Origin of the sequence: Chromohalobacter canadensis (assembly GCF_034479555.1) — a bacterium.
Taxonomy (GTDB): Bacteria; Pseudomonadota; Gammaproteobacteria; order Pseudomonadales; family Halomonadaceae; genus Chromohalobacter; species Chromohalobacter canadensis.
Genome location: NZ_CP140151.1, coordinates 953,041 through 977,461, shown reverse-complemented (window position 1 = coordinate 977,461; position 24,421 = coordinate 953,041). Strand labels below are relative to the sequence as shown.

The 24,421-nt window shown below is 62.4% G+C and carries 21 protein-coding genes; 17 read left to right on the top strand and 4 right to left on the bottom strand.

The window, feature by feature from the left end; genetic code table 11:
- The first annotated feature begins 115 nt into the window (after window positions 1-115).
- The 4 genes from ugpB (at window position 116) to SR908_RS04600 (ending at window position 4,397) form a co-directional block, all read left to right on the top strand.
- Window positions 116-1,432: a sn-glycerol-3-phosphate ABC transporter substrate-binding protein UgpB gene (gene ugpB / locus SR908_RS04615; RefSeq protein WP_246919748.1), complete on the top strand. Its 1,317-nt coding sequence runs from the start codon at window positions 116-118 to the stop codon at window positions 1,430-1,432.
- A gap of 91 nt (window positions 1,433-1,523) precedes the next feature.
- On the top strand, window positions 1,524-2,402 hold the full coding sequence (gene ugpA, locus SR908_RS04610; protein ID WP_097021987.1) for a sn-glycerol-3-phosphate ABC transporter permease UgpA: 879 nt from the start codon (window positions 1,524-1,526) through the stop codon (window positions 2,400-2,402).
- On the top strand, window positions 2,402-3,247 hold the full coding sequence (gene ugpE / locus SR908_RS04605) for a sn-glycerol-3-phosphate ABC transporter permease UgpE (RefSeq protein WP_246919751.1): 846 nt from the start codon (window positions 2,402-2,404) through the stop codon (window positions 3,245-3,247). Before ugpA ends, ugpE begins: the two co-directional genes overlap by 1 nt.
- Before the next feature lie 40 nt (window positions 3,248-3,287).
- A complete protein-coding gene (locus SR908_RS04600) occupies window positions 3,288-4,397 on the top strand; it encodes a sn-glycerol-3-phosphate import ATP-binding protein UgpC (protein WP_246919754.1) in 1,110 nt (369 codons plus the stop codon).
- Here SR908_RS04600 and SR908_RS04595 read toward each other — a convergent pair.
- The gene (locus SR908_RS04595; protein ID WP_246919757.1) at window positions 4,391-5,323 is read right to left on the bottom strand and encodes a 2-hydroxyacid dehydrogenase; all 933 of its coding nucleotides are present in this window, start codon (window positions 5,321-5,323) and stop codon (window positions 4,391-4,393) included. The two genes, SR908_RS04600 and SR908_RS04595, sit on opposite strands and share 7 nt — an antisense overlap.
- 63 nt (window positions 5,324-5,386) lie before the next feature.
- A complete protein-coding gene (gene ehuR, locus SR908_RS04590; protein WP_246919760.1) occupies window positions 5,387-6,790 on the bottom strand; it encodes a MocR-like ectoine utilization transcription factor EhuR in 1,404 nt (467 codons plus the stop codon).
- 182 nt (window positions 6,791-6,972) lie between these two features.
- On the opposite strand from ehuR, the gene doeA reads away from it, so the two are divergent.
- The 12 genes from doeA (at window position 6,973) to SR908_RS04530 (ending at window position 22,006) form a co-directional block, all read left to right on the top strand.
- On the top strand, window positions 6,973-8,172 hold the full coding sequence (gene doeA, locus SR908_RS04585) for an ectoine hydrolase DoeA (protein ID WP_075368193.1): 1,200 nt from the start codon (window positions 6,973-6,975) through the stop codon (window positions 8,170-8,172).
- 31 nt (window positions 8,173-8,203) lie between these two features.
- Window positions 8,204-9,220, top strand: coding sequence for a N(2)-acetyl-L-2,4-diaminobutanoate deacetylase DoeB (gene doeB / locus SR908_RS04580; RefSeq protein WP_246919762.1), 1,017 nt, complete (start codon window positions 8,204-8,206; stop codon window positions 9,218-9,220).
- A 19-nt stretch (window positions 9,221-9,239) separates the two neighbouring features.
- A complete protein-coding gene (locus SR908_RS04575) occupies window positions 9,240-9,716 on the top strand; it encodes an Lrp/AsnC family transcriptional regulator (RefSeq protein ID WP_246919764.1) in 477 nt (158 codons plus the stop codon).
- A gap of 6 nt (window positions 9,717-9,722) precedes the next feature.
- Complete coding sequence (locus SR908_RS04570; protein WP_246919766.1) at window positions 9,723-10,616, top strand: LysR family transcriptional regulator; 894 nt, start codon at window positions 9,723-9,725, stop codon at window positions 10,614-10,616.
- A gap of 222 nt (window positions 10,617-10,838) precedes the next feature.
- Window positions 10,839-11,603, top strand: a complete 765-nt coding sequence (locus SR908_RS04565) for a formate dehydrogenase accessory sulfurtransferase FdhD (protein WP_245798019.1) — start codon at window positions 10,839-10,841, stop codon at window positions 11,601-11,603.
- Between the two features lie 90 nt (window positions 11,604-11,693).
- Window positions 11,694-14,120: an FdhF/YdeP family oxidoreductase gene (locus SR908_RS04560; RefSeq protein ID WP_246919776.1), complete on the top strand. Its 2,427-nt coding sequence runs from the start codon at window positions 11,694-11,696 to the stop codon at window positions 14,118-14,120.
- A gap of 195 nt (window positions 14,121-14,315) precedes the next feature.
- Window positions 14,316-14,972 carry a hypothetical protein gene (locus SR908_RS04555; RefSeq protein WP_246919779.1) on the top strand — a complete coding sequence of 219 codons (657 nt, stop codon included), beginning with the start codon at window positions 14,316-14,318 and terminating at the stop codon, window positions 14,970-14,972.
- A gap of 231 nt (window positions 14,973-15,203) precedes the next feature.
- Window positions 15,204-16,673, top strand: a complete 1,470-nt coding sequence (locus SR908_RS04550) for an NAD-dependent succinate-semialdehyde dehydrogenase (protein WP_246919782.1) — start codon at window positions 15,204-15,206, stop codon at window positions 16,671-16,673.
- A gap of 116 nt (window positions 16,674-16,789) precedes the next feature.
- Window positions 16,790-18,196, top strand: a complete 1,407-nt coding sequence (locus tag SR908_RS04545) for an aspartate aminotransferase family protein (protein ID WP_246919786.1) — start codon at window positions 16,790-16,792, stop codon at window positions 18,194-18,196.
- Between the two features lie 101 nt (window positions 18,197-18,297).
- Window positions 18,298-19,293 carry a hydroxyectoine utilization dehydratase EutB gene (eutB, locus tag SR908_RS04540; protein ID WP_246919789.1) on the top strand — a complete coding sequence of 332 codons (996 nt, stop codon included), beginning with the start codon at window positions 18,298-18,300 and terminating at the stop codon, window positions 19,291-19,293.
- Window positions 19,294-19,353: 60 nt separating this feature from the next.
- Window positions 19,354-20,313, top strand: a complete 960-nt coding sequence (locus tag SR908_RS04535; RefSeq protein WP_246919797.1) for a cyclodeaminase — start codon at window positions 19,354-19,356, stop codon at window positions 20,311-20,313.
- 142 nt (window positions 20,314-20,455) lie between these two features.
- Complete coding sequence (locus tag SR908_RS04530; protein ID WP_246919803.1) at window positions 20,456-22,006, top strand: alkaline phosphatase D family protein; 1,551 nt, start codon at window positions 20,456-20,458, stop codon at window positions 22,004-22,006.
- Between the two features lie 70 nt (window positions 22,007-22,076).
- Here SR908_RS04530 and SR908_RS04525 read toward each other — a convergent pair whose 3' ends face one another.
- Complete coding sequence (locus SR908_RS04525) at window positions 22,077-22,685, bottom strand: LysE family translocator (RefSeq protein WP_246919805.1); 609 nt, start codon at window positions 22,683-22,685, stop codon at window positions 22,077-22,079.
- Between the two features lie 17 nt (window positions 22,686-22,702).
- Window positions 22,703-23,533, bottom strand: a complete 831-nt coding sequence (locus tag SR908_RS04520) for an AraC family transcriptional regulator (protein ID WP_246919808.1) — start codon at window positions 23,531-23,533, stop codon at window positions 22,703-22,705.
- Window positions 23,534-23,742: 209 nt separating this feature from the next.
- Here SR908_RS04520 and SR908_RS04515 point away from each other — a divergent pair, with 209 nt between their 5' ends.
- Window positions 23,743-24,345, top strand: a complete 603-nt coding sequence (locus SR908_RS04515) for an exopolysaccharide biosynthesis protein (protein WP_246919811.1) — start codon at window positions 23,743-23,745, stop codon at window positions 24,343-24,345.
- Window positions 24,346-24,421: the final 76 nt, after the last annotated feature.

Here is a 24,421-nt window from a genome sequence, read left to right as displayed (position 1 = left end):
GACCCGCCGTTTGGCGGGTCTTTTTTTGGCCGCGAAAAGGTCATCTAATTGAAAGATTCCTTGCCTAGGGTGGCGCAAGTGGCGTCGATTCTCCGCACTGGACAAGGAGCCTTTCATGCAACGTGCTTTCCTGCTTTCTTCTCTTGGCATCACGCTCGCCTTGGGAGCCTACGCGAGCAGCGCTCAGGCCAATACCCAGATTACCTGGTGGCATGCCATGGGGGGCGCGTTGGGCGATAAGGTCGACCAGATCGCGGCCGACTTCAACGCCAGTCAGGACACCTATACCGTCAAACCGGTTTTCAAGGGCAATTACAGCGAAACCATGACCTCTGCGATCGCCGCCTACCGTGCCGACAAGGGGCCGGATATCGTGCAGATCTACGAGGTCGGTACGGCGACGATGATGGCCGCCAAGGGTGCCATCGTGCCGGCGTATCAGCTGATGGCATCGGCCGATGTCGACTTCGATCCGGAGGGTTACCTGCCCGCTGTCACGGGGTATTACACCGACCCCGAGGGCAACATGCTGTCGTTGCCGTTCAATTCCTCGACGCCGGTGACCTATTATAACCGCGAGCGCCTGGCGCAGGCGGGCGTCGAGGAGATTCCTCGCACTTGGCAGGAGCTGGGCGATGCGCTGGAGAAAATCGTCGACTCGGGGGCAGCGAGCTGCGGTCTGACCACGACCTGGCCTTCCTGGGTCATGCTCGAGAACTACTCCGCCATCAACGATGTGCCGTTTGCCTCGCAGGCCAATGGCTTCGAAGGAGCGGACGCGCGTCTGCGCTTCAATCGCACCGCCGTCGTCGATCAGATCGAGCGCCTTACGCGGTGGCAGGATGACGGGCGCTTCGCCTATGGCGGGCGTTTCGATGACGCCGCGCCCAAGTTCTACTCTGGCGATTGCGCGCTGATGATGGCGTCTTCGGCGTCCTACGCCAATATCAAGGAAAACGCCGATTTCGACTTCGGTGTGGCGCCGCTGCCGTACGATGCCGATGTCGTCGAACAAGCCAATAACTCGATCATCGGTGGTGCCTCGCTATGGGTGCTCGATGGTCTGGACGAAGCGCGCCGGCAAGGGGTGGCGGAATTCTTCGAATATCTCTCCTCGCCCGAGATTCAGGCGGACTGGCACCAGTACTCCGGTTACTTGCCGATCACGCAGGCGGCCGCCGATTTGACCCGCAAGCAAGGCTTCTATGCCGATCATCCCGGTACTGACGTGGCGATCAAGCAGATCACTACCGGCGAGCCGACCGAGAACTCCAAGGGCCTGCGATTGGGCAACATGGTGCAGATTCGCGATGTCATCAACGGCGAGCTCGAAGAGATATTCTCGGGTGATGTGGGAGTGCAAGAGGGGCTCGATGAAGCTGTCTCGCGTGGCAACGCGCTATTGGAAAAGTTCGAGAGCGCCCGTCAGTGAAGCCTTCCACCTTGAACACGGCGCCCGGTTGCCGGGCGTTCGTGTTTGAGCAGGGTGGCAGGTAGTCCTCATCGAGATACCGAGGAATGTCATGAGTGCTCCGTTTCAGCGCCATAGGATCACGCCTTGGATATTGATGGCGCCGCAGCTCGGCATCGTCCTGGTGTTCTTCTTCTGGCCGGCCTTGCAGGCCATTGAGCAAGCCTTCTATGTCGAGGATGCCTTTGGTCTGTCGCGAGAGTTCGCCGGGCTTGTCAATTTCAAGGCTGTCTTGAGCGACCCGACGTATTACCAGGCAGCCGGCACGACGCTGATCTTTTCGCTGGCTGTCGCGGTGGGTGCGATGAGTATTGCGCTGCTGTTGGCGGTCATGGCTGACCGCGTCATACGCGGTGCACGCGTCTACCGGACACTGTTGGTATGGCCCTATGCGGTGGCGCCAGCGGTGGCGGGCGTGCTGTGGCTGTTTTTGTTCGATCCGACACTAGGGCTGATCAGTGGCCTGCTGGGCAATATGGGCATCGAGTGGGACCACAAGCTCAATGGCGCCCAGGCCTTGGCCCTGGTGATCATGGCGTCGATCTGGAAACAAATGAGCTACAACTTCGTGTTTTTTCTCGCCGCGTTGCAGTCAGTGCCCAACAGTCTTCTTGAGGCGGCGGCCATCGACCGTGCGGGTCCATGGCGACGTTTCTGGACCATCACTTTTCCGCTGTTGTCGCCCACCGCGTTTTTCTTGCTGGTCATGAACAGTGTCTACGCCTTCTTCGAGACCTTCGGCACCATCGATATGGTGACCTCCGGTGGCCCCGGCGGCGCGACCACGACACTGGTTTACAAGGTCTATCAGGATGGCTTCGTCGGGCAGGATATGGGCGCCAGTGCCGCCCAGTCGGTGTTGTTGATGGCCTTGGTCGGAGGCCTGACGTGGTTTCAGTTTCGCTACGTCGAAAAGAAGGTGCAGTACTGATGCATTATCGTCGACCTGGTTTGGACAGGCTGAGCCATGCGCTGCTGGCCGTGTGTTGCCTGTTGTTTCTACTGCCGGTGTGGTTGGTCTTCACAGCGAGCACTCATACGCTGGGGGCGCTCTATTCGCAGACGGCACCGTTATGGTTCGGTGAGGCGGGGTGGGATAATTATCGCCACTTGCTCAGCGGTTCGGTCGGCGGCCTGGGAACCGATGTGCTGACCCTGCTCATCAATTCGATGATCATGGCGTTGGGCATTGCCATCGGCAAGATCGCGATCTCGGTACTGGCTGCTTATGCCATCGTCTTCTTCGACTTTCCCTTTCGGCGGCTTTGCTTCTGGCTGATTTTCATCACTTTGATGCTGCCGGTGGAGGTGCGCATTCTGCCGACGTTCGAAGTGGTCGCCGACCTGGGGCTGCTGGATAGCTACGCGGGGCTGATACTGCCTTTGATCGCCAGTGCCACCGCGACGTTTCTGCTGCGTCAGTTCTATCTCACCATTCCACCCGAATTGGTCGAGGCGGCGCGTATCGACGGTGCCGGCCCTTGGCGCTTTCTGCGAGACATCCTGCTGCCGCTTTCGAAGACCAACCTCGCGGCGTTGTTCGTGATCATGTTCCTGTATGGCTGGAACCAGTACCTGTGGCCGTTGTTGATCACCAACGATGCCGACTACCTGACCATCGTGGTCAGCCTCAAGCGCTTGTTGACCAGTGCCGATGGCCTCGTGCCCTGGCAAAACGTCACCGCCACGGCGGTATTGGCCATGTTGCCGCCCGTCTTGGTGATCCTTCTAATGCAGCGGTACTTCGTGAAGGGGCTGGTCGACAGCGAAAAATAAGCGCGCCCGGCGCTGTCCGGCGCTCAATGAGTGATTCGATATGGCGACCTTACGACTCAACGGTATTCGCAAACGCTATCCCAATGGCATCACTGCTTTGCACGGCATCGACCTGGACGTTGGGGATGGGGAATTGATGGTCGTGGTGGGGCCCTCGGGGTGCGGCAAGTCGACCTTGCTACGCACATTGGCGGGACTGGAGTCGATCACCGAGGGGGAGCTCACGATCAATGATCAGCGCGTCAATGCGTTGGAGCCCGCTGAGCGCGACATAGCCATGGTGTTTCAGAACTACGCGCTCTATCCCCATATGAGTGTGTTCGACAACATGGCCTATGCACTAAAAAACCGTGGTACCCCCAAGGACGAAATTCGGCGCCGGGTGACCGAAACGGCTCAGTTGCTCGACCTCGCCGAGTTGCTGGACCGGCGTCCGCGACAGTTATCTGGGGGACAGCGCCAGCGTGTGGCGATGGGGCGGGCGATTGTGCGTGAGCCGCAAGTCTTTCTATTCGACGAGCCGCTTTCCAACCTCGATGCCAAGCTGCGTGTGCAGATGCGGCTGGAAATCCGGCGCCTTCAGAAGCGGCTTGCCGTGACGTCGGTCTATGTGACGCATGATCAAGTGGAGGCGATGACCCTGGCGGATCGTCTGGTGGTGATGAACGGTGGTCACGTCGAGCAGTGCGGTACGCCAATGGCACTCTATGAGCGGCCGGCGACGCGTTTCGTGGCGAGTTTTCTGGGCTCGCCGGCGATGAATTTCCTGCCCGTGACGGCCCATCGTGGTGGCGTGGTACTGCCTAATGGAAACCCAGTTGCACTCCCCGTGGCGATCCCCGAAGGTCGCGCGGCGACCCTTGGCGTGCGTCCGGAACACCTCATCGCAGCGACGTCCATGTCAGATGCAGCAGCGGTCCTGGATGTGACGGTCGAGATGCTCGAGCCGCTGGGGGCGGACACGCTGGCCTATACGCGTTTGCCCGGGCTTGAAGAATGGTTGGTAGTGCGCCTGGATGGCGCGCACGCCGCCCGCGAAGGGCAGCGCTTGTCACTCGCGTTTTCGGTGGCGCATTGCCATGTCTTCGATAGCCAGGACGCCCGCGTTCCATTGGCCGATACCGAGGCCCAGGCTCAGGCCTGTCAGTAACCGGCCTTGGGGTCCACCGTATCGATGGCCTCTCCGGCCTGCATTGCGGTGAGGGCCTTGGCGACCTGGTCGGCGGCTTCGTCGATGGGAGTCGGGCCGGCCATGTGCGGCGTTATCCACAGGCGAGGATGTTGCCACAGCGGGCTGTCGTCGGGCAGCGGCTCCGTAGGAAATGCATCGAGCAATGCGCCGCGCAGCCGGCCGTTTTCTTCCTCTCCAGTGCCCAGGGCTTCGAGCAGTGCAGTCTCGTCGATCAGCGTGCCGCGTCCAGGGTTGATCAGGCTGGCGCTGTCGGGTAAAGCGGCCAGGGCGTCACGGTCGATGATTCCGCGTGTGGCGGGAGTATCGGGCAATAGCGTGACCAGGGTGTGGGCCTTGCCGAGCAGGGTCTGGAGGCCGTCGTCACCGTCATGGCAGGTGATGCCCTTGAGGGCCTTGGGCGAGCGGCTCCAGCCATGCACGGGGTAGCCGTCGTTGGCGAGCTGGCGCGCCACATGCCGTCCGATGGACCCCAGCCCGAGAACTCCGACTGCCCATTCGCGCTTGGGCGTGAGCGCGTGTTCGCGCCAGGTGGTGTGATGCTGCTGGCGACGGTAACGGTCGAAATCGCGCTGAAAATGCAGCACACCATAGCGTACATAGTCGGCGATCAGCTCGCCCATACCGGCATCGCGCAGCTTGACGATGGGGATGTCGCGGGGAAGCGCGGGGTTGTTGAGCAACGCATCCACGCCGGCGCCGAGATTGACGATGCCCTTGAGTGCTGGCTGAGCCTCGAAAAGCGATGCCGGTGGCTTCCATGCCGCGAGATAGTCAGCCTGGAAGTCGCTCGTTTCGCCACTGATGGCGAACTCCGCCGAGGGTAAACGCGAAGCGAGCCTGTCTTTCCAGAGCGCGGCGTCGTCGGCATGGATCAAGATGCGCATGAAGTCCTCATGAGGTGGTCGTGGATGATGGATGAGGGGCGGCGTTGATGCGCGCCCATCGCGCTATACGATTTGTAGCATCGGTGGCGGAGCCTCGCCGAGCAAGCGGGCGAGAATCGTCAATCCCTGATCGAAGCGTTCTGGATCGTTTTCGCCACCCAGGCTCAAGCGAATACGCCGAGGTGGAGGGCCCTGATCAACCATGAACGACTGCGCCGTGGAAATCGCCAAGCCTTCCTGCAGCGCTTGTTGTTGCAGCTCCTCCGCACGCCATGCCCCGGGCAGGGCCAGCCATATATGCATGCCCGTGGGACGCGAGGCCATGGCGTGGCCCGCGAGGCGTGTGCGGGTCAGCTGCTGGCGTTCGGCGAGCAGACGCCGCTGCTCGCTGGCCAGGGTGTCGACGGTGCCATCGGCCAGCCAACGGTCGGCGATCTCGAAGACGAGCGGCGTAGCCATCCAACTGGTGGCGCGCAGCCGTGGCAGGGTGTGGTGCAGCTGTCCGCGCGGCACGCTGAGATAGCCGGCGCGCAATCCCGAGACGGTGGCCTTGGTCAGGCTGGTGACATGAAAGCTCTGGCGCGGTAGACGCGCGGTCAGCGGACTCAGTCCCGGCGGTTCGAGCAGGGCGTGAACGTCGTCTTCGATCAGCCAGGTGCCGTGTCGCGCCAGCACCTCAGCCACGGCATCGCGGCGTGCGTTGTCCATGGTCGCGCCGGTGGGGTTGAGCTGGGTGGGCGTCAGGCATACGGCACGTGGTCGGTAGCGACGGCACGCGGCGTCGAGGGCCTCGGGAATTACCCCCTGTTCGTCGATGGCTACGCCGCGCAGTTGCAAGCCCAGCGTGCGTGACAAGGCGATCAAGCCGTGGTCGGTCAGCGCCTCGGTCAACACCACGTCGCCATGCTGGACCAGCGTGGCGATGGCCAACATCACACCATGGGCGGCGCCGTTGCACAGCACTCGATCATCGGGAGTACCGGGTACGCCGAGCGTGTCGTGCAGCCATTGGCTGGCGCGCTCGCGCTGGTGGAGCAGCCCCGCGATGGGGCGGCAGGCATCGATGACATCGGGATGCGCGCTGTCTGCCACGTCGCGAAGTGTTTCGCGAAAGTGCAGATGATGCCCGGGCGGGCAGATCGGATGCGCGATGGAAAGATCCACGGGCGAGACATCCATGGCCATGTTGGCGCTACGCAGGTACTCGGCTTCCTGGCTGTCGTCGAGACTGTTGATCCAGGTACCGCTACCCACGCGGGCCTGCACCAGGCCCATCTTTTCCGCCTGGGCGTAGGCGCGCGAGACGGTTTGCACGCTCACCGCCAGTGTCTCGGCCAGGCAACGGTGTGGAGGCAGGCGCGTGCCGGGCGTGAGTTCGCCCTGGCGAATGGCCTCGGCGAGTGCTCGGGCGATGGCCAGATACTTGGGCCCGTGGGCCGGGAGATAGGGTGTCAGGTCAATTGTCATGACACAATAAAGCCTTTGACGGCAAGCAGCGCGTGAATGCTAGTATCGTCGACAACGCATTGATCGACAATTGTACTGATTTTTTCCTTCCTTTTGTCAGTACAATTTATTTCATCGAATGCAGGGTCCTGCCTCCCGTCCGGGAGATCAGGGATGAGCAATTCTGTCGGGCGAGTGGTGCCATGTCTGAGGTTTCCCTGCCTTTCACTCGTGAGGAATACGCCGGCCGGCTGCACAAGGTGCGTTCGGCCATGGCCCAAAGAGGGATCGACGTACTGGTCGTCAGCGATCCGTCCAATATGGCGTGGTTGACGGGGTACGATGGTTGGTCCTTCTATGTGCATCAGTGCGTGCTGCTCGGCCTGGAAGGCGAGCCGGTCTGGTATGGACGCCGCATGGATGCCAACGGGGCGCTACGCACCTGTTGGATCCATCCGGAGAACATTACCTATTACCCGGATTATTACGTTCAAAATCCCGATATGCATCCCATGGAGTACCTGGCGCAGTCGATCCTGCCGGATCGTGGCTGGCACGAGGGTACCATCGGCATGGAGATGGATAACTACTACTTTTCCGCCAAGGCGTATTTGAGCCTCGTGCGCGAATTGCCGCACGCGCGTTTCGCGGATGCCAATTCGCTGGTCAACTGGTGCCGGGCGATCAAGTCGCCGCAGGAAATCGAGTACATGCGCATCGCGGCGCGGATCGTCGAGGGCATGCATTCGCGCATCCTCGAGGTCATTCAGCCGGGGGTGCCCAAGAGCAAGGTGGTGTCCGAGATCTATCGCGTGGGCATCGAGGGCTGGGTCGATCCGCACGGGCGCGTCTACGGCGGTGATTATCCGGCCATCGTGCCCATGCTGCCGACCGGCAAGGACGCCGCCGCACCGCACCTGACCTGGGACGACACCCCGTTTCGCGAGGGCGAGGGCACCTTCTTCGAGATCGCCGGCGTCTACAAGCGTTATCATGCGCCGATGTCGCGCACGGTGTATCTGGGCACGCCGCCGAGTCAGTTTCTTCGCGCCGAGTCGGCCTTGCTCGAGGGTATCGAGAATGGCCTGGCGGTGGCCAAGCCGGGCAATCGTGCCGCCGACATCGCCATGGCACTGGGCGCGGCAATGGACAAGTACGGCTTCGACCGTGGCGGGGCGCGTTGTGGCTATTCCATCGGCATCAGCTATCCGCCGGATTGGGGCGAGCGTAATATCAGTCTGCGCCCCTCCGACGACACCATCCTCGAACCAGGGATGACGTTTCATTTCATGCCGGGTCTCTGGGAGGACGACTGGGGCCTGGAGATCACAGAAAGCATTCTGATTACCGAGACTGGCTGCGAGACGCTGGCCAACTTTCCACGCCAGCTGTTCGTGTGCTGAACCGTGGGACGCGAGACGAGGAGAACATGATATGAGCAAGCGACCCAGCCCGGTGTCACCCACCGTCGATTTCGATGCCGACGGCATTCAGCACGGTTTTCTCAAGCTGCCGATCTCCATCGATGAATCGGCCTGGGGCGCGGTGATGATTCCAATAACCGTGATCAACAACGGTGCGGGGCCCACGGCGCTGCTCACCGCTGGCAACCACGGCGATGAATACGAGGGTATCACTGCGCTGCTCAAGCTCAGCAATACACTGCGTGCCGAGGACGTGCGCGGCCGCGTGATCATCGTACCGATCATGAACGTGCCGGCCGCGACCGCCGGCAAGCGCACCTCGGGCCTGGATGGCGGCAATCTCAACCGCAGTTTTCCCGGCAACCCCGACGGCGGCGTCACCGAGCAGATCGCCGATTACTTCACGCGTGAACTGGTGCCGATGTGCGATGTGGCGTTGGATCTGCACTCCGGCGGTCGTACGTTGGATATCCTGCCCTTCGCCGCGGCGCACCGTCTCGATGATCGTACCCAGGAAGCGCAAAGCCTTGCCGGCGCGGTTTCCTTCGGTGCGCCGGTGGCGATGATGATGTTCGAGCTCGATGCCACCAAGCTCTACGACACGGCCGTGGAATCCCAGGGCAAGACCTTCGTGACCACCGAGTTGGGCGGCGGCGGCACTACCACGCCGGAGCGCATGGCCATCGCCGAGCGCGGCGTGCGCAATTTTCTGATTCACTACGGGCTGATCGAAGGCCAGCTGGAATCCCCGGCCGGCCAGCAGGTGTACGTGGACATGCCCGACGCGTCTTGCTACGTGCAGAGCGAGCATAGTGGCCTGCTGGAACTGAGTTTCGCGCTGGGCGAGACGGTGCGGCGCGGCGATGTGATCGCGCGTATCTATGACATGACGCGCACCGGTAGCGAGCCGATCGTTTATCATGCCCAGCGCGATGGTGTGCTGGTGGCGCGGCGCTTTCCGGCGCAGGTGAACATGGGCGATACGATTGCGGTGATCGCGGAAGTCGTCGATAGTCTCGAGCGTTGAGGATGGGTCACCACACCACATGAAACTCGACCGCTACGATCTCAAGATTCTCCATATCCTGTCGCGAGATGGGCGCATCACCAAGTCGAAACTGGCCGAGGCGATCAATCTCTCGGTCAGTCCCTGCTGGGAGCGCGTACGGCGCTTGGAAAAAGCCGGTGTCATCGAAGGCTATGGCGCTCGGCTCAATCCGGCCCTGGTGGTCAAGCGCACGCCGGTCTGGGTGCAGATCGAGCTTTCGACCCATCAGGCGGCGAGCTTCGCGCGTTTCGAGAAAGCCGTCGCCGAGACGCCGGAGGTGACCGAGTGCGTCGCGGTGGGCGGCGGCGTCGACTACCTGGTCAAGTTCGAAACCGACTCCATCGATGCCTACCAGCGCACCATCGATGCCTGGCTGGTGGATGGCCTGGGGATCGAGCGCTACTTCACCTATATCGTCACCAAGACCGTGAAACGCACCACACCGCCGTTGTCGTTGCACGACGACGAATCGTAGCGCGCCATGGATCATCGCCAACTTGCGTTTTTATGTGCCCTGGCGCGAGAGCGCCACTTCGGACGCGCCGCCAAGACGTGCCATGTAACCCAGCCGACCTTGTCGGCGCGCCTGCGGCAACTCGAGGAGGAGCTGGCCACGCCGTTGATTCGTCGCGGTCATCGCTTCGAGGGTTTCACCGCCGAGGGTGAGCGCGTGTTGGGACATGCACGCCGCATCCTCGGCGAGTTCGAAGCCCTACGCGGTGACCTGGCATCCCCGGCGCCGCTGGTCGGCCGCCTGACCCTGGGAGTGATCCCCACTGCACTGAATGCGCTCACCGAGTTGCTGCCGCCGCTGCGCGCCGCGCATCCCGGCCTCGTTCTGCGCGTGCGCGAACTGGCGACGCCCATGTTGGCGCAGGGCCTGGAAGACGGTGACTTGGACCTGGCGATCGGCTACCTGGATGCGCCGGCGATGGCGGGGTTCGCGCATCGTCCCCTGTTCGATGAATATCCCGCCCTGGTGGCATCCCCCGCGCACTTTGCCGTGCCCGAGGCACCGCAGTGGGCGCAGTTGGCCGAGTACCCGCTGTGTCTGCTGACCCCGGACATGCATCAGCGCCACTTGCTGGAAAGGCGCTTGGCGGGCCAAGGGCTGACGCTGACGCCTGCCCTCGAAACCGATGCTACCGCGGCATTGGGGGAATGGCTGCTTGCGGGGTTGGGCGTATCGGTGTTACCCGAGCAGTTCGTGCGCCGCCGCTGGCTACAAGACGGCGAAGGGGCGCCCGGCCTCGTGGCGCGTCGCCTGCCCGGCGAAGGAGACCGTGTCGGCATGCTGTGGCCACAGAGGACACCGCGCGGGCGCCGCCTGCAAGCCGTGCTCGACCTGTGGCAAGCGGTGTCCGGGGCGACTTGATCGAGCCGCTCTATCGATGCATCGCTTAGTTCGATTGGTCTAGGCGTGAAAGGGCGCGCTAGGGTGAACGACGTACTTCGTGTTTCCGTTCGGGCGCGGGGCGAACGCTCCGGGAGCGAGTCCGCCTGAGGGGAAGTCGATGCCCGCGCGGGCGTTACACAGGATGTGTCTTGCGTCGGTCATTTCGTTTCCCGATGGAACCTTTATATGCCACCAGAGCCGATGACATCGCATTCATTTTCCGCTGCCTCGCGCTATGACGATCAGCGCAATCGGCCCTTGCGCACGCTCGACGGCCCGCAGGAGCAGCCGCTGACCCTGTCGCTCAACGAGACCGCCATGGTGACGTTGTTGGCGACGCCTGAAGCCCTCGAACCGCTGGCGCTGGGGCATGCTTTCACGGCGGGCTGGATCGAACGCGCCGAGCAGGTCGAGGACATTCGCCTGTCGCGGCTGCGTCACGGGCTGTTGGTGCGGCTGGTGGTGTCGTCGCAGACCGAGGCGCGTGCCGCTGGTCTGCAACGCGCCGGGGCTTCAGTGTCGAGCTGTGGGGCCTGCGGCGTGGCCGAGGAGTCGCAGTTGATGCAGGGGTTGAGACGTTTGCCGGCGTGTGAGCCCTTGGCGCCCGAAGCCTTGATGTGCGGTGTGGAGCGTCTGCAACGTCATGCACGTGCCGGGCTGCATATGGCGTTGGCGCTCGACGGCGATGGCGAGGTATTGATGCGCGGCGTGGATATCGGACGCCACAACGCCCTGGACCGGATCATCGGCGAAGGGTTGGCACATGGCGAGATGCCCGCGGCGGTGCTGCTTTCCAGCCGCTGTAGTATGGAGCTGGTGCAGAAGACCGTGCGTGCCGGGATCACCACGCTGGCCACGTTGTCGTTGCCCTCGAGCCTGGCGGTCGAGATCGCGCGGGCCTGCGACCTCAATTTGATCTGTTGTCATCGCGGTCGGCATCTCGAACGCTTGAGTGGCGCGACATAGCCTTCGGGTACTGTCCGTTCTCCGGGTATTGATCACGTTCATCGCGTTATTTTTCCACTACGTTTCACCCACTACGTCATCGAGGGTGCCATGGTTTCCCATCATCAGACTTCATTACCCGACGGCCGCGAGGTGTCTCCCGCAAGTGAGGCCGAGGAGCGTCTCCCCGAGGCGGACGCACACCTGACCCGCGCGCCGAGCGTCGAACCCTACACCGGCCCGGCGGGTGGCTGGGGCGCGATGCGAAGCGTAGGGCGTCATCTCAAACGTAGCCAGGCGCCGTTCAAGGGCGTGCGGGCTTTGCTGTCTACCAACCAGCCGCAAGGCTTCGATTGCCCGGGCTGTGCGTGGGGCGATCCGCTGCACGGTTCGTCGTTCGAGTTCTGCGAAAACGGCGTCAAAGCCGTGGCCTGGGAGAGCACCAAGAAACGCGTCACGCGGCGTTTCTTCGAGCGTCACACGCTGAGCGAGCTGCGCGAGTGGGACGATTTTCGCCTCGAGGACCAGGGCCGGCTCACCGAACCCATGCGGTACGATGCGGCCAGCGACCGCTACGTGCCCATCGACTGGGAGGCGGCGTTTGCGCTGATCGCCGAACGCTTGGCGGCGCTGCCCGATCCCGATCGTGCGCTGTTCTACACTTCCGGGCGGGCCAGCAACGAAGCGGCGTATCTGTATCAGCTGTTCGTGCGCCTCTATGGCACCAACAATCTTCCCGACTGTTCGAACATGTGCCACGAGGCCAGTGGCGTGGGCATGCAGGCCAGCCTCGGCACCGGCAAGGGCACCGTTCAACTAGAGGATTTCGAAGTCGCCGATACCATTCTGGTCTTCGGCCAGAACCCCGGCACCAATCATCCTCGTATGCTCGGTGACTTGCGGCGCGCGGCGGAGAGGGGCGCGCGCATCGTCAGCTTCAATCCGCTCAAGGAACGGGGCCTGGAGCGTTTCGCCGATCCTCAAAACAAGCGCGAGATGCTGACGCAGGGCAGCCATCGCATCTCCTCGCACTACTATCAGCCCAAGATGGGTGGCGACATGGCGGTGGCACGCGGTATCGCCAAGGCATTGTTCGCGCTCGAAGCCCGGGGACACTTCACGCCGGACCGTGCCTTCATCGAGTCGCACACCGCCGGCTATGAGCAGTGGCAGGCCCAGGTCGAGGCCACGCCGTGGGCGGACATCGAGGATCAGGCTGGCCTGGCGCGCACTCAGGTCGAGGAGGTGGCGGATATCGTCGCCCGCGCCGAGCGCATGATCATCACTTGGGCGATGGGCATTACCCAGCACGAACACTCGGTAGACACCGTTCGCGAGTTGCTCAACCTGCTGCTACTGGGTGGCCACATCGGGCGTCCCGGTGCGGGGGCGTGCCCGGTGCGCGGTCACTCCAACGTTCAGGGCGACCGCACCATGGGCATCGACGAGAGGGCGCCTACCTGGCTGATTGACGCCCTGGAGGCGCGCTATGGTGAAAAAAACGGCGTAACCATGCCGCGCGCGCCGGGTTATAATACCGTGGGCGCCATTCGCGCGCTGGAGCTGGGGGAGGCCGATGTGTTCATTGGTCTGGGCGGCAACTTCACCCGGGCCACGCCGGATAGCCAACGCACCGAGCGCGCCTTCCGCCGGCTGGGGCTCAACGTTCAGATCAGCACCAAACTCAACCGCAGCCACTTGATCACCGGTGGCGACGCGCTGATCCTGCCATGCCTGGGGCGCACCGAGATCGACCGCCAAGGCGAGGCAGGCGCGTCGCAGCAGGTCAGCGTCGAGGACTCGATGTCGATGGTGCACGGGAGTGCCGGCATTCAGGCGCCGGCTTCCGAGTGGCTGCGCTCGGAGCCGGCGATCATTGCGGGGATCGCCGAGGCCACGCTGGCGCGGGTACTACCGCGTCGTGGGCTCGACGCTGGCGTGGTCGACTGGACCGCGATGGTGGCTGATTACGATCGCATTCGCGACGAGATCGAGGCCGTCATTCCAGGTTTCGAGGACTTCAATGCGCGTCTGGGGCAGGCAGGAGGCTTCTGGTTGGAAAACGCCGCCAGTCAACGTCGCTTCAACACGTCACCTGGTCGGGCCACGTTCTGTGCCGCGTCGCTTCCTGAGGCGGTGATGCATCAACGCCTGCACGCACGCCGCGATGACGGTTGGCTGACACTGCAGACGCTGCGCAGCCACGATCAGTACAACACCACCGTGTACGGTTACGACGACCGTTACCGAGGCGTCAAGGGCCAGCGCCGGGTAGTGTTCGTCAATCCTGCCGATCTTACGCGACTAGGGCTCGAAAGCGACCAGTGGGTCGATCTGGTGGGGCTCGACCACGAGGGCGAGCCCCGCCGTGCCCCGGCATTCAGAATCGTCGCCTACGAGACACCCGAAGGGTGCGCCGCCGCCTACTATCCCGAAACCAATGCGTTGGTGCCGTTGGAAAGCGTTGGTGTGGGAACCGATACGCCCACCTCCAAGGCGGTCGCGGTACGCCTGGAGCCGAGTCAGCGGATCGTCTGATGCGCTGATGATACGTGCCTTACGACCAAAGTTGAGACGCATAACCGGCGTCTCAACGCTATGCTGTTAAGTACTACATAAGCGTCGCCACATAAGTTGGCATTACACAAAATATTCGGACGACGCCATTAACGCCCCTCCTATACCCAGGGGGTACGCCGCTCAACTCATCGGGATCACCCGGGAGGTGCTGTCATGGAACTTTTCATCCAGACTGCATTGGGGTTTCCCTTTGCCTTCTTCCTCGTCTTGCTGGCATTAGTGGCAGTCTACTGGCTGTTGGCTGGGCTGCGCGTGATACGCGTCTCGTGCTTCGATCATGACAGCCTGCGTGACGATCACCTCGCCAGCACCCTGATTTCCCTAGGCTTTGCAGGGGTTCCGGCGTCGTTTGCCTTGAGTACGCTGATCGTCACGGCGACGCCCATAGCGTTTGCTCTAAGCCTGGTGCTGCAATGGTTGCCACTCGGGCTGTTGCGCTTGCCGCTGGGCTTTCTGGCCATTTGGGCGGCGTTTGCTCTATCGGCCTCGCCGAGTGTCGGAGCATGCCACGCCTTGGCGCGGCGCTTTCATCATTCGCGTCGGGCTTCTCCGCGCTGGTTGCTGGGTGAAACCGTCGTCGTGCGCCAGGCCAGTGACAACGAAGGGCGTTGCCAAGCAACGCTGGAAAGCGACGCCGATGTTGTCGTGACCCTGCATGGCAAGGGGCCCGGCTGCATCGCTGGCGAGCGCCGCGTGCTGGTCAAGCATGTCGCCCATGAGGATGTGTACCGCGCAGTGCCCGCCGAGGAGTATCTAGACGCTCACGCACGCCTGCGCAAGTTGCATTTACTGCCGCGTCACGACATCTGAATGTTTTACGTCCGCCGCCGCCCCTGCTGGCGGTGGCGGGCGAGCGCAGAAAAAAACGCCCTTCCTGGAGCGTGACTCGAAAAAAATCGGTCACGACCACCCCGCTAGACAAAAACTCTCCCGCCTTGTGCTGCTTTATCCTGTGGGCATTGGATGAATGTATCCGCCACGACCTATCCGGGCTCGATGTTAGTCAACCCAGGCCCGGTTCGTTTTTGGGAGAAGTAGCGCATGAAACTCAACGATCCGCGTCTATTGCGTCAGTACGCTTATATCGACGGTAAATGGACTCACGGCGACGGCGGTCGCGAAGAAGCGGTCGTCGACCCCGCGACGGGTGAGGTGCTGGGCCACATTCCCTGGCTCGAGGCCCCGCAATTGCGGGAGGCGGTAGATGCCGCGGATGCCGCCTTCGCCCAGTGGCGTGCGCTGCGTGCAGATGAGCGTGCCGAGCGTCTTCAGGCGTGGTATGACCTGCTGATCGAGCATCGCGAAGATCTGGCGGTCATCATGACGCGCGAGCAGGGCAAGCCGCTGCCCGATTCACGCGGCGAGATCGAATACGGCGCCAGCTTCATCAAATGGTTCGCCGAGGAGGGCAAGCGCACCTTCGGGCAGACCATTCCCAGTCATATCCCCAACGCCGCTCTGGGATCGCTCAAGGAGCCGGTAGGGGTGGCTGCATTGATTACGCCCTGGAACTTCCCGCTGGCGATGATCACGCGCAAGGCCGGTGCCGCGCTGGCCGCTGGTTGTACGGTCATCGTCAAGCCGGCTGGCGAGACGCCGTTCTCGGCGCTGGCGCTGGCGGAGCTCGCCGAACGCGCCGAGATTCCTGCCGGGGTCTTCAACGTGGTGCTGGGCGAGCCCGCCGAGGTGTCCAAGTTGTTGTGCGAAGAAGAACGCGTCAAGGCGTTGTCGTTCACCGGTTCCACCCGCGTCGGGCGGTTATTGCTGGAGCAGTCCGCCAATAGCGTCAAGCGTGTCTCGCTGGAGCTGGGCGGCAACGCGCCGTTCATCGTCGGCCCCGACATGGACCCCGCCGAGGCTGCGCGGGCTGCAGTAGCCGCCAAGTTTCAGACCGGGGGGCAAGATTGCCTGGCCGCCAACCGGATCCTGGTGCACGAGTCGATCCATGACGAGTTCGTCGAGCAGTTCGTCGCCTGCATGGAAACGCTCAAGGTCGGCAATGGCCTGGTGACCAATATCGATATCGGGCCGCTGATTCATCAGCAGGCGGTGGAGAAAGCATCCAGCATCGTCGATGACGCCATTTCGCGCGGCGCGACGCTGGTGCATGGCGACCAGTCCATGGCGCCGGGGCCCAATTTCTTCATGCCCACGTTGCTCACTGGCGTGACGCCCTACATGAAGGCCTGGCGCGAGGAGAGCTTCTCGCCGGTGGCTGGCATCACCGCCTACAAGGATGACGATGAGGTCATCAAGCTGGCCAATGACACCGAGTACGGTCTGGCGGCCTATGTCTATACCCACGACATTCGCCGTATCTGGAAGCTCCTGCGTGCCCTGGAATACGGCATGGTGGCGATCAACTCGGTGAAAATGACCGGCCCGCCGGTACCCTTCGGCGGCGTCAAGCAATCCGGTCTCGGTCGCGAGGGCGGCACTGCCGGCATCGAGGAATACCTGGAGACGAAGTTTTATTGTCTGGGTGCCTTGGGTTCTGTTTCCGGGAGCTAGTTTTTCCGGGAGCTAGCTGCGCTCGGCCACGAGCTGCCAACGTGCTCGTGGCTTGATAAGTCGTGTTTGACGTTCGGTCTTATCGGCGTGAGCCGAGATAGTTACGGGAGAATGATATGAGTCAGCACCAAGACCTGGTCGATCGTGATCGTAAGGTCACGTTCCATGCGTCCACGCATCTGCGCGATTTCGCGCAGGGCGATGCGCCGGGGCGTGTGATTAGCGGCGGTCAGGGCATCAATATCGTCGACAAGGAGGGCCGCGAGTTCATCGATGGTTTCGCCGGTCTTTATTGCGTCAATATCGGTTATGGTCGTACCGAAGTCGCCGAGGCGATTTATCAGCAGGCGCTGGAGCTGGCCTATTACCATACCTATGTCGGCCATTCGAACGAGCCGCAGATACAGCTTTCCGAGAAGATTCTCGAGCTGGCTGGGCCGGGCATGTCCAAGGTTTACTACGGCATGTCGGGCTCTGATGCCAACGAGACGCAGCTCAAGATCGTGCGCTATTACAACAACGTCCTTGGGCGGCCGCAGAAGAAGAAAGTGATCTCGCGGCAGCGCGGCTATCACGGCTCCGGCATCGCCTCTGGCTCGCTGACCGGCCTCAAGGCGTTTCACGATCATTTCGATCTGCCCATAGACGGCATCCTGCATACCGAGGCGCCTTACTATTATCACCGTGGCGCCGAGCAGGAGGGAATGAGCGAGCGCGAGTTTTCCCAGCATTGCGCGGCCAAGCTCGAGGAGATGATCCTGGCCGAAGGGCCTGAGACCGTGGCGGCTTTCATCGGTGAGCCTGTGCTGGGTACCGGCGGTATCGTGCCGCCTCCCGAGGGCTATTGGGAAGCGATCCAGGCGGTCTTGAGCAAGTATGACGTGCTGCTGATCGCCGATGAAGTGGTATGCGGCTTCGGACGCATCGGCGCCGACTTCGGCAGCCATCATTACGCCATCAAGCCCGACTTGATCACCGTCGCCAAGGGGCTGACCAGCGCCTATCAGCCATTGTCCGGGGTCATCGTCGGCGATCGCGTGTGGCAGGTGCTGGAGCAGGGCGCCGGCGAATACGGTCCCATCGGCCACGGCTGGACCTATTCGGGACATGCGCTGGGTTGTGCTGCAGGGCTTGCCAACCTGGCCATCATCGAGCGTGAAGGATTGACCGCCAACGCCGCCGAGACCGGCGCCTATCTGCAGCAGCAAATGCAGCAGACATTCGGCGAGCATCCGCTGGTGGGTAACGTGCGCGGCGTGGGCATGCTGGCGGCGTTGGAATTCTCGCCGGGTCCGGCCCGGCGGGCGTTCTTCGATCCCGCGCTCAAGGTCGGGCCGCGCGTGAGCGCCGCCGCGTTGAGCGAAAGCCTGATCGCCCGCGCCATGCCACAAGGTGACATTCTCGGCTTCGCGCCGCCATTGGTGACGACTCGCGATGAAGTCGATGACATCGTCGCGCGCGCCAAGCGCGCCGTCGACAAGGTGACTGACGAGTTGTCTCGTTCGGGAGACTTGAAGGCTTGAGCAGGTCCCGCCATCCTCGCTGTGGAGGCGCTCGCTTCCACGGCGTTGCCGTTTGCCTCGCCTGATACCTCGAGAGGTTCGACACCTCGATGGGAGATCGCATGTCCGATGCCCAGTCCGCTATCAACCTCGCCTCGATCTATGCCGCGCGCGCCCGCCTGCAAGGGCAGGTCGCGCGCACATCGCTGGTACGTTCGCAGGTGCTGTCGCGACGTTTCGAGGCAGACATATTTCTCAAGCTGGAAACTAGCCAGCCCACGGGGGCGTTCAAGTTGCGCGGTGCGACCAACATGATCGCCGCGTTGATCGAACGCGACGGACGTGACGCGTTGGCGCGCGGTGTGACCACGGCCTCGACCGGCAATCATGGCCGTGCCGTCGCCCACGCCGCGTACCAGCTAGGGATTCCCGCCGTCATCTGTTTGTCGCGGCTGGTACCCGAAAACAAGGCCGCGGCGATCGAGGCGCTGGGCGCCGAGGTGAGGCGTGTCGGGGAGAGTCAGGACGACGCCTTCGGCGAGGTCGAGCGTCTGGTGGCCTCGGGCATGACGGCGATTCCGCCTTTCGACGATCCGCTGATCGTGAGCGGGCAGGGCACCATCGGCCTCGAACTCATGGAAGATCAGCCGACGCTCGATCGGGTCATCGTCGGGTTATCCGGCGGCGGCCTGCTGGGAGGCATCGGCGCAGCGGTAAAGGCGATTCGACCGGCGACGCGCGTGACCGGCGTCAGTCTCTCCCAGGGCGCGGCAATGTGGGAAAGCCTCCAGGTCGGGCATCCGGTCAACGTGGCGGAGGTCGAGAGTCTCGGCGACTCGCTGGGCGGCGGCATTGGGCTGGATAACCGCTGCACCTTCGCGCTGGTGCGCGAGGTAATGGATGATCATTACCAGGTCTCGGAACCCGCTATCGCCCGTGCCATGGTCGACTTGCTCGACGCCGAGAAGATGCTGGTCGAAGGTGCGGCGGCCGTGGGACTGGCGGCGCTCGACGAACATGGCCTCGACATTCGTGGCCAGCGCGTCGCGTTGATCGTCTCCGGCAACGGTGTGGCATTGGAAACGTTTGACCGCGCTCGGGCGTTGGCGGGAGCCTGATACTTCCCCCTTCTTTTTACTTCCCTTCTTCATTCTTTTCTCTTCCGTCTGGAGGACGTCATGCAGCTCCATCAACGCGAAGCCATCGAAGCCGCCGTTCAACTGGACAGGGAGGCCTTGACCGTCATCGAGTCGGGATTCGCGGCCCTGGGGCGTGGCGAGGCCGTGCAGCCGCCGATCCTGTCGATGGCCATCGAAGAGTCCAATGGCGAGGTCGACGTCAAAACCGCTCACATTCGCGGTTTCGAGCGCTTCGCCATCAAGGTGAGCTCGGGGTTTTTCGACAATCCCAAGCAGGGGTTGCCCAGCCTCAACGGGCTAATGATGATGTTCTCGGCCCGCACCGGGCTGGTAGATGCCGTGCTCTTCGACGAAGGCTATCTGACTGCGGTACGCACGGCGCTTGCGGGAGCGCTTTCCGCTAAGTATCTGGCGCGTGAAAACAGCCGTCGCGTGACAGTCCTCGGCGCCGGCGAACAGGCTGAATTGCAGATCGATGTCCTGCGTCTGGTGCATGATATCGAGACCGTCGATGTCTGGGCGCGTCGGCGCGAGGCCGCCGAGTCTTATGCCGAGCGGTTACGGCAGCGTGACCTGACGGTCAATGTTCACGACGATGTCCATGCGGCGTGTCGTGAGGCGGATATCATCGTCACCGCGACACCTTCGCAACAGCCGATTCTCGAGGCCGCCGATCTCCCCGAAGGCGTTCATGTCACGGCGATGGGCTCCGACAGCCCGGACAAGCGCGAGCTTGACGATAGCGTGATGACCCGCGCCGATGCCTTCGTCTGTGATACCCGCGCGCAAAGCGAGCACAACGGTGAGCTCAAGGCCTTCGTCAAATCCGGCGAAGCGGCGGCCAACGTGCCATTCAAGGTCTTCGAACTTGGCCAAGTAATCGACCGAGGGCTGACGCTACGCCTGTCGGGTGCCAGCATCACCGTCTGCGATCTCACCGGCACCGGCGTGCAGGACACGGCGATTGCCGCTTACGCCCTGAGGCGGTTGGAAGCCTAAACAGAGTGCGTTCTGGCGCGATCTTGGTCTCGTCTGAAACGTGCCTCGTGGCGTGCCACTCAATCGTCATGGGGTTGCCATGTCGTCGTCATGCCCTCTCGAGATGCTGAGTGAATCATGGACACTCAGTGGAGAGTTGGCGATGCGATATTCCCGCCGTGATGTATTGGGATGGGGCGTCAAGGCTGGCGCGGCGTTAGGGGTCGTGTCGGTGGCGCCGTCGATCGTGCTGGCCGAGTCACGTCGTCCGCAGGTGACCTCGGGTGTGATGAGCGGCGACATGCTGCACGACCGGACGATGCTCTGGTCGCGCAGCGATCGCCCCGCGCGGATGCTCGTCGAACTGGCTGACAATCCCGCCTTCCGTGGCGCGCGCCAGGTGCGCGGCCCCGAGGTGCTGCCGAGCGGTGGCCTGGCCGGCAAACTGGATGTCGCGGGGCTCGGCGACATCGATATGCTGCACTACCGCGTGCGCTTTGCCGCGCTGGATGATCCGCGTGCTCTGAGCGAGCCGGTCGAGGGACGTCTACGCCTGCCGCCGTCCCAGTCGCGAGACGTACGCTTCGTATGGTCCGGCGACACAGTCGGGCAAGGCTGGGGCATCGACGAATCGCGTGGCGGCATGACGATTTACGACACCATGCGTCGCCAGCGTCCGGATTTCTTCATCCACTCCGGCGATACGGTCTACGCCGACGGCCCTCTGGAAGAGAGCGTGACGCTCGCCAACGGCGAAACCTGGCGCAACGTGGTCACCCCGGCCAAGCAGAAAGTGGCGGAAACGCTGGACGAGTATCGTGGCCAGCACAGCTACAACCTGCTCGATGCCAACCTGCGGCGCTTCAATGCCGAGGTACCCATGCTCGCGCAATGGGACGATCACGAGACGACCAACAACTGGTACCCCGGCGAGTGGCTCGAGGATGAGCGCTACACGGAAAAGAACGTGTCGCTGTTGGCGGCGCGCGGACGTCAGGCCTTTCTCGAGCATACGCCGGTGCGCCAGCGCCCGACCGCGCCCGGACGTATCCATCGGCGCTTTGCATATGGCCCCTCGCTTGACGTCTTCATGCTCGATATGCGGACCTATCGCGGTGCCAACAGCCGCAATCGCCAGACCGAGAGCTCCGCGCAGACGGCTTTTCTGGGGGAGGATCAGTTCGACTGGCTGCACCGCTCGCTGAAGGCGTCCACGGCGACATGGAAGGTCATCGCCTCGGACATGCCCATCGGTCTGGTGGTCAGCGATGGCGAGGCGTACGAGGCCATCGCCAACGGGGATGCGGGCGCTCCCCTGGGGCGTGAGCGTGAGATCGCCAGGCTGCTGCGGTCGATCCGGGACGACAAGATCCACAACGTGGTGTGGCTGACGGCGGATGTTCACTACACGGCCGCGCATCACTATTCGCCGGAGCGTGCCCGTTTCCAGGAGTTCACGCCCTTCTGGGAATTCGTCAGCGGTCCATTGCATGCCGGCACCTTCGGCCCCGGCGCGCTGGACGCGACTTTCGGGCCGGAGGTGGTTTTCCAGAAAGCCCCGCCTAAAGGCGAGTCGAACCTACCGCCGTCGCGGGGCTATCAATTCTTCGGCCAAGTCGACCTCGACGGCGACAGCGAGACATTGACCGTGAGCCTGATGGACGCCGCCGGCAACACGCTGCATCGCCAGCAATTGACGCCGGAGACGGCGTAATACGCTATCGAGGCAAGATGCCCGTATTGCTACGTTCAAGAAATGGTGCCTGAGAATGGGCAGGTTGATGCTATGAATCGAGAAGCGGCAAGACGACGTATTCATACCCGATAACCAAGCCCGTCAGAGCCAAAAGAAGCGCCAGGATGATATTGATGAGCCGCAATAAGGAGTGATCACGAATGGCTTTTCCCATCACGCTACCCAGTAATGCGTAGCTTCCAGGTGCGCCAGTTGCCAGCACGCCGATGAGTAGCGCCACCATGACGAGGCCTGGCCCTTCTATATGCATTGCGGGTAGCTGGATGGTCGCGATGGGTAGCGTGGCGACGATGCCTTTAGGGTTGAGTAATTGCATCAACACCCCTTCCTTGAAGCGCAAGGGACGCGATACCGCATCCACATCGGTCCTGTGAGGAGTGGATCTGGCTATCTTGATCGACAGGTAAAGAATGTAAAACGTGCCGAGCGCACTGATGACCAGGAGTGTCTTTCCCTGGATGAATACGCTTCCCAGCCAGCCAAACAGTAGAAGCATCAGCCACATTGCTGTGCCGACGCCGATGAAAAATCCTGTCGATTCTTTGGCTTGCCCGTTGATTCCGGCATTCAGGCCAAGCAGGTTCACCGGCCCGGGCGTATACATCACGCTTATGGCATAGGCGAGCATCGCGAGCATGAGGGTTTCCTGTCTTGCTAGGTAAAAATATGGGCTTGGTATTGTCGTGGTGTCATGCCGTAAATACGCTTGAAACGGCGGTTGAAATGACTGAGGTCAGAAAAGCCACAGCATAAGGCAGCCTCCATGACACTCTCGCCGTTTTCGAGGTGGCGCCGGGCGGCATTGACCCTGCAGTTCAATACATATTGGTGCGGCGTAATGCCGTACTGTGTCCTGAACGCTCTCAGGAAGTGATACTTGGAAATGCTGGCGGCATGGCTGATGTCATCCAGGCTGATATCGTATCTGGCATTTTCATGGATGAAGTCCTTCGCCCTTTCGAGCAGCGAGTCCGGCCGCCTGGCCCGCTCGTTGGGGGCAAAGTTTCCGGCGCGCTCGGCCAGGTGAGCCGCAATGCGATACAGCGCATATTCTTGCTCGATCTGACTTGTATCCTGTTCCTCGATCATGCGTGACAGGGCGATGATCTCGTCGCGCAAGGGAACATCTTTCGTGAGGGTGGGGGCCAGGCGAGCGGCCTGCAGGCCTTGCACGCCGATGGCATTGGCAATGAGCGGGTCGAGCTCGTCGGGATGAATATAGAGCATGACATAATCGAGGGCGTCGCCGCCCCCGGCGTGGCCGTCATGCACTTCATCGGGATGCAAAGTGATCACGCTACCTGGTGGGCTGCGGTGAAATTCACCGTTGCTGAAGAAATCCTGACGTCCCGCCAGCGTGACACCCAGGGCATATTCTTCATGCGCATGTCGGTCGTACTGGAAGTCGTTCATCGTGGCATGCAATGCCGTCATGCGTGCCACATGCCGGCTTTTCATGAACCGGAAACGACTCGTGGCTTGCATGGTGTCCTCCTTACGATCCGGTCGTGCCATGACAACGCCACTTTAGCGCGTCACGCGGGAGCGGACTTGAACGATATTGCGCACTTCGTGCTTTCGGCGTCTCGGGGGCGTACCGCCAGGGCCAGGACGGACTTGTCTGCTGCATGTCGGCATGGAGGACCGGGCCTGCTAGGCTTCAAGCTCGGTTCATGGAAGGACAGGGGACGCGCATGGCGGAAGATCGGCGGGAGGAACTAGCGGGATTGGATCACTTGCTCGAGCGGATTGGGCAGGCGCCCCGGCGCGACGATGAACGTGTCCAGCTTGGCGATATGCTGACGGCGGTGGGGCAGGGGTCGTTTGGCTCCTTGCTGCTGGTGCCCGGGGTGATCACGCTATTGCCGCTGGTGGGCGATATCCCGGGCGTGCCCACGCTCATGGCGCTGTTGGTGCTATTGGTGGCGGGCCAACTGCTGCTTGGGCGCCGCATGTTCTGGTTGCCGCAATGGCTTTTGAAACGCTCTATCTCCCGAGCCAAGTTGGACAAGGCGGTGGCGTGGATGCGTAAGCCGGCCCGGGCCATCGACCGCTTATTGAAACCGCGTCTGACTTGGCTGACCCAGCGTGCCGGCACCTATCTCGTGGCGCTTTTCTGTTTCCTCATTGCCTTGGCGATGCCGCTGATGGAAGTGGTGCCTTTCTCGGCCAATGGCGCGGGGCTTGCCTTGATGATGTTCGGCTTATCGCTGATGGCCAACGATGGCCTCTGGGCGCTGCTGGCGCTGATCCTCACCGGCGGCACGGTGGGAGCGGTGATCGTCGCGTTGCTGTGAGGCCTGTCAGTAATGGTGCTCCGAGCCGGCCCTCAGGCTTTGGGCGGCGGATAATGACACATAGCCTAGGCACCTA

Bases quoted from the DNA above. Each gene is read 5' to 3' on its own strand.
- ugpB (WP_246919748.1), top strand. From the start codon at position 116: ATGCAACGTGCTTTCCTGCTTTCTTCTCTTGGCATCACGCTCGCCTTG.
- ugpA (WP_097021987.1), top strand. From the start codon at position 1,524: ATGAGTGCTCCGTTTCAGCGCCATAGGATCACGCCTTGGATATTGATG.
- ugpE (WP_246919751.1), top strand. From the start codon at position 2,402: ATGCATTATCGTCGACCTGGTTTGGACAGGCTGAGCCATGCGCTGCTG.
- SR908_RS04600 (WP_246919754.1), top strand. From the start codon at position 3,288: ATGGCGACCTTACGACTCAACGGTATTCGCAAACGCTATCCCAATGGC.
- SR908_RS04595 (WP_246919757.1), bottom strand. From the start codon at position 5,323: ATGCGCATCTTGATCCATGCCGACGACGCCGCGCTCTGGAAAGACAGG.
- ehuR (WP_246919760.1), bottom strand. From the start codon at position 6,790: ATGACAATTGACCTGACACCCTATCTCCCGGCCCACGGGCCCAAGTAT.
- doeA (WP_075368193.1), top strand. From the start codon at position 6,973: ATGTCTGAGGTTTCCCTGCCTTTCACTCGTGAGGAATACGCCGGCCGG.
- doeB (WP_246919762.1), top strand. From the start codon at position 8,204: ATGAGCAAGCGACCCAGCCCGGTGTCACCCACCGTCGATTTCGATGCC.
- SR908_RS04575 (WP_246919764.1), top strand. From the start codon at position 9,240: ATGAAACTCGACCGCTACGATCTCAAGATTCTCCATATCCTGTCGCGA.
- SR908_RS04570 (WP_246919766.1), top strand. From the start codon at position 9,723: ATGGATCATCGCCAACTTGCGTTTTTATGTGCCCTGGCGCGAGAGCGC.
- SR908_RS04565 (WP_245798019.1), top strand. From the start codon at position 10,839: ATGACATCGCATTCATTTTCCGCTGCCTCGCGCTATGACGATCAGCGC.
- SR908_RS04560 (WP_246919776.1), top strand. From the start codon at position 11,694: ATGGTTTCCCATCATCAGACTTCATTACCCGACGGCCGCGAGGTGTCT.
- SR908_RS04555 (WP_246919779.1), top strand. From the start codon at position 14,316: ATGGAACTTTTCATCCAGACTGCATTGGGGTTTCCCTTTGCCTTCTTC.
- SR908_RS04550 (WP_246919782.1), top strand. From the start codon at position 15,204: ATGAAACTCAACGATCCGCGTCTATTGCGTCAGTACGCTTATATCGAC.
- SR908_RS04545 (WP_246919786.1), top strand. From the start codon at position 16,790: ATGAGTCAGCACCAAGACCTGGTCGATCGTGATCGTAAGGTCACGTTC.
- eutB (WP_246919789.1), top strand. From the start codon at position 18,298: ATGTCCGATGCCCAGTCCGCTATCAACCTCGCCTCGATCTATGCCGCG.
- SR908_RS04535 (WP_246919797.1), top strand. From the start codon at position 19,354: ATGCAGCTCCATCAACGCGAAGCCATCGAAGCCGCCGTTCAACTGGAC.
- SR908_RS04530 (WP_246919803.1), top strand. From the start codon at position 20,456: ATGCGATATTCCCGCCGTGATGTATTGGGATGGGGCGTCAAGGCTGGC.
- SR908_RS04525 (WP_246919805.1), bottom strand. From the start codon at position 22,685: ATGCTCGCGATGCTCGCCTATGCCATAAGCGTGATGTATACGCCCGGG.
- SR908_RS04520 (WP_246919808.1), bottom strand. From the start codon at position 23,533: ATGCAAGCCACGAGTCGTTTCCGGTTCATGAAAAGCCGGCATGTGGCA.
- SR908_RS04515 (WP_246919811.1), top strand. From the start codon at position 23,743: ATGGCGGAAGATCGGCGGGAGGAACTAGCGGGATTGGATCACTTGCTC.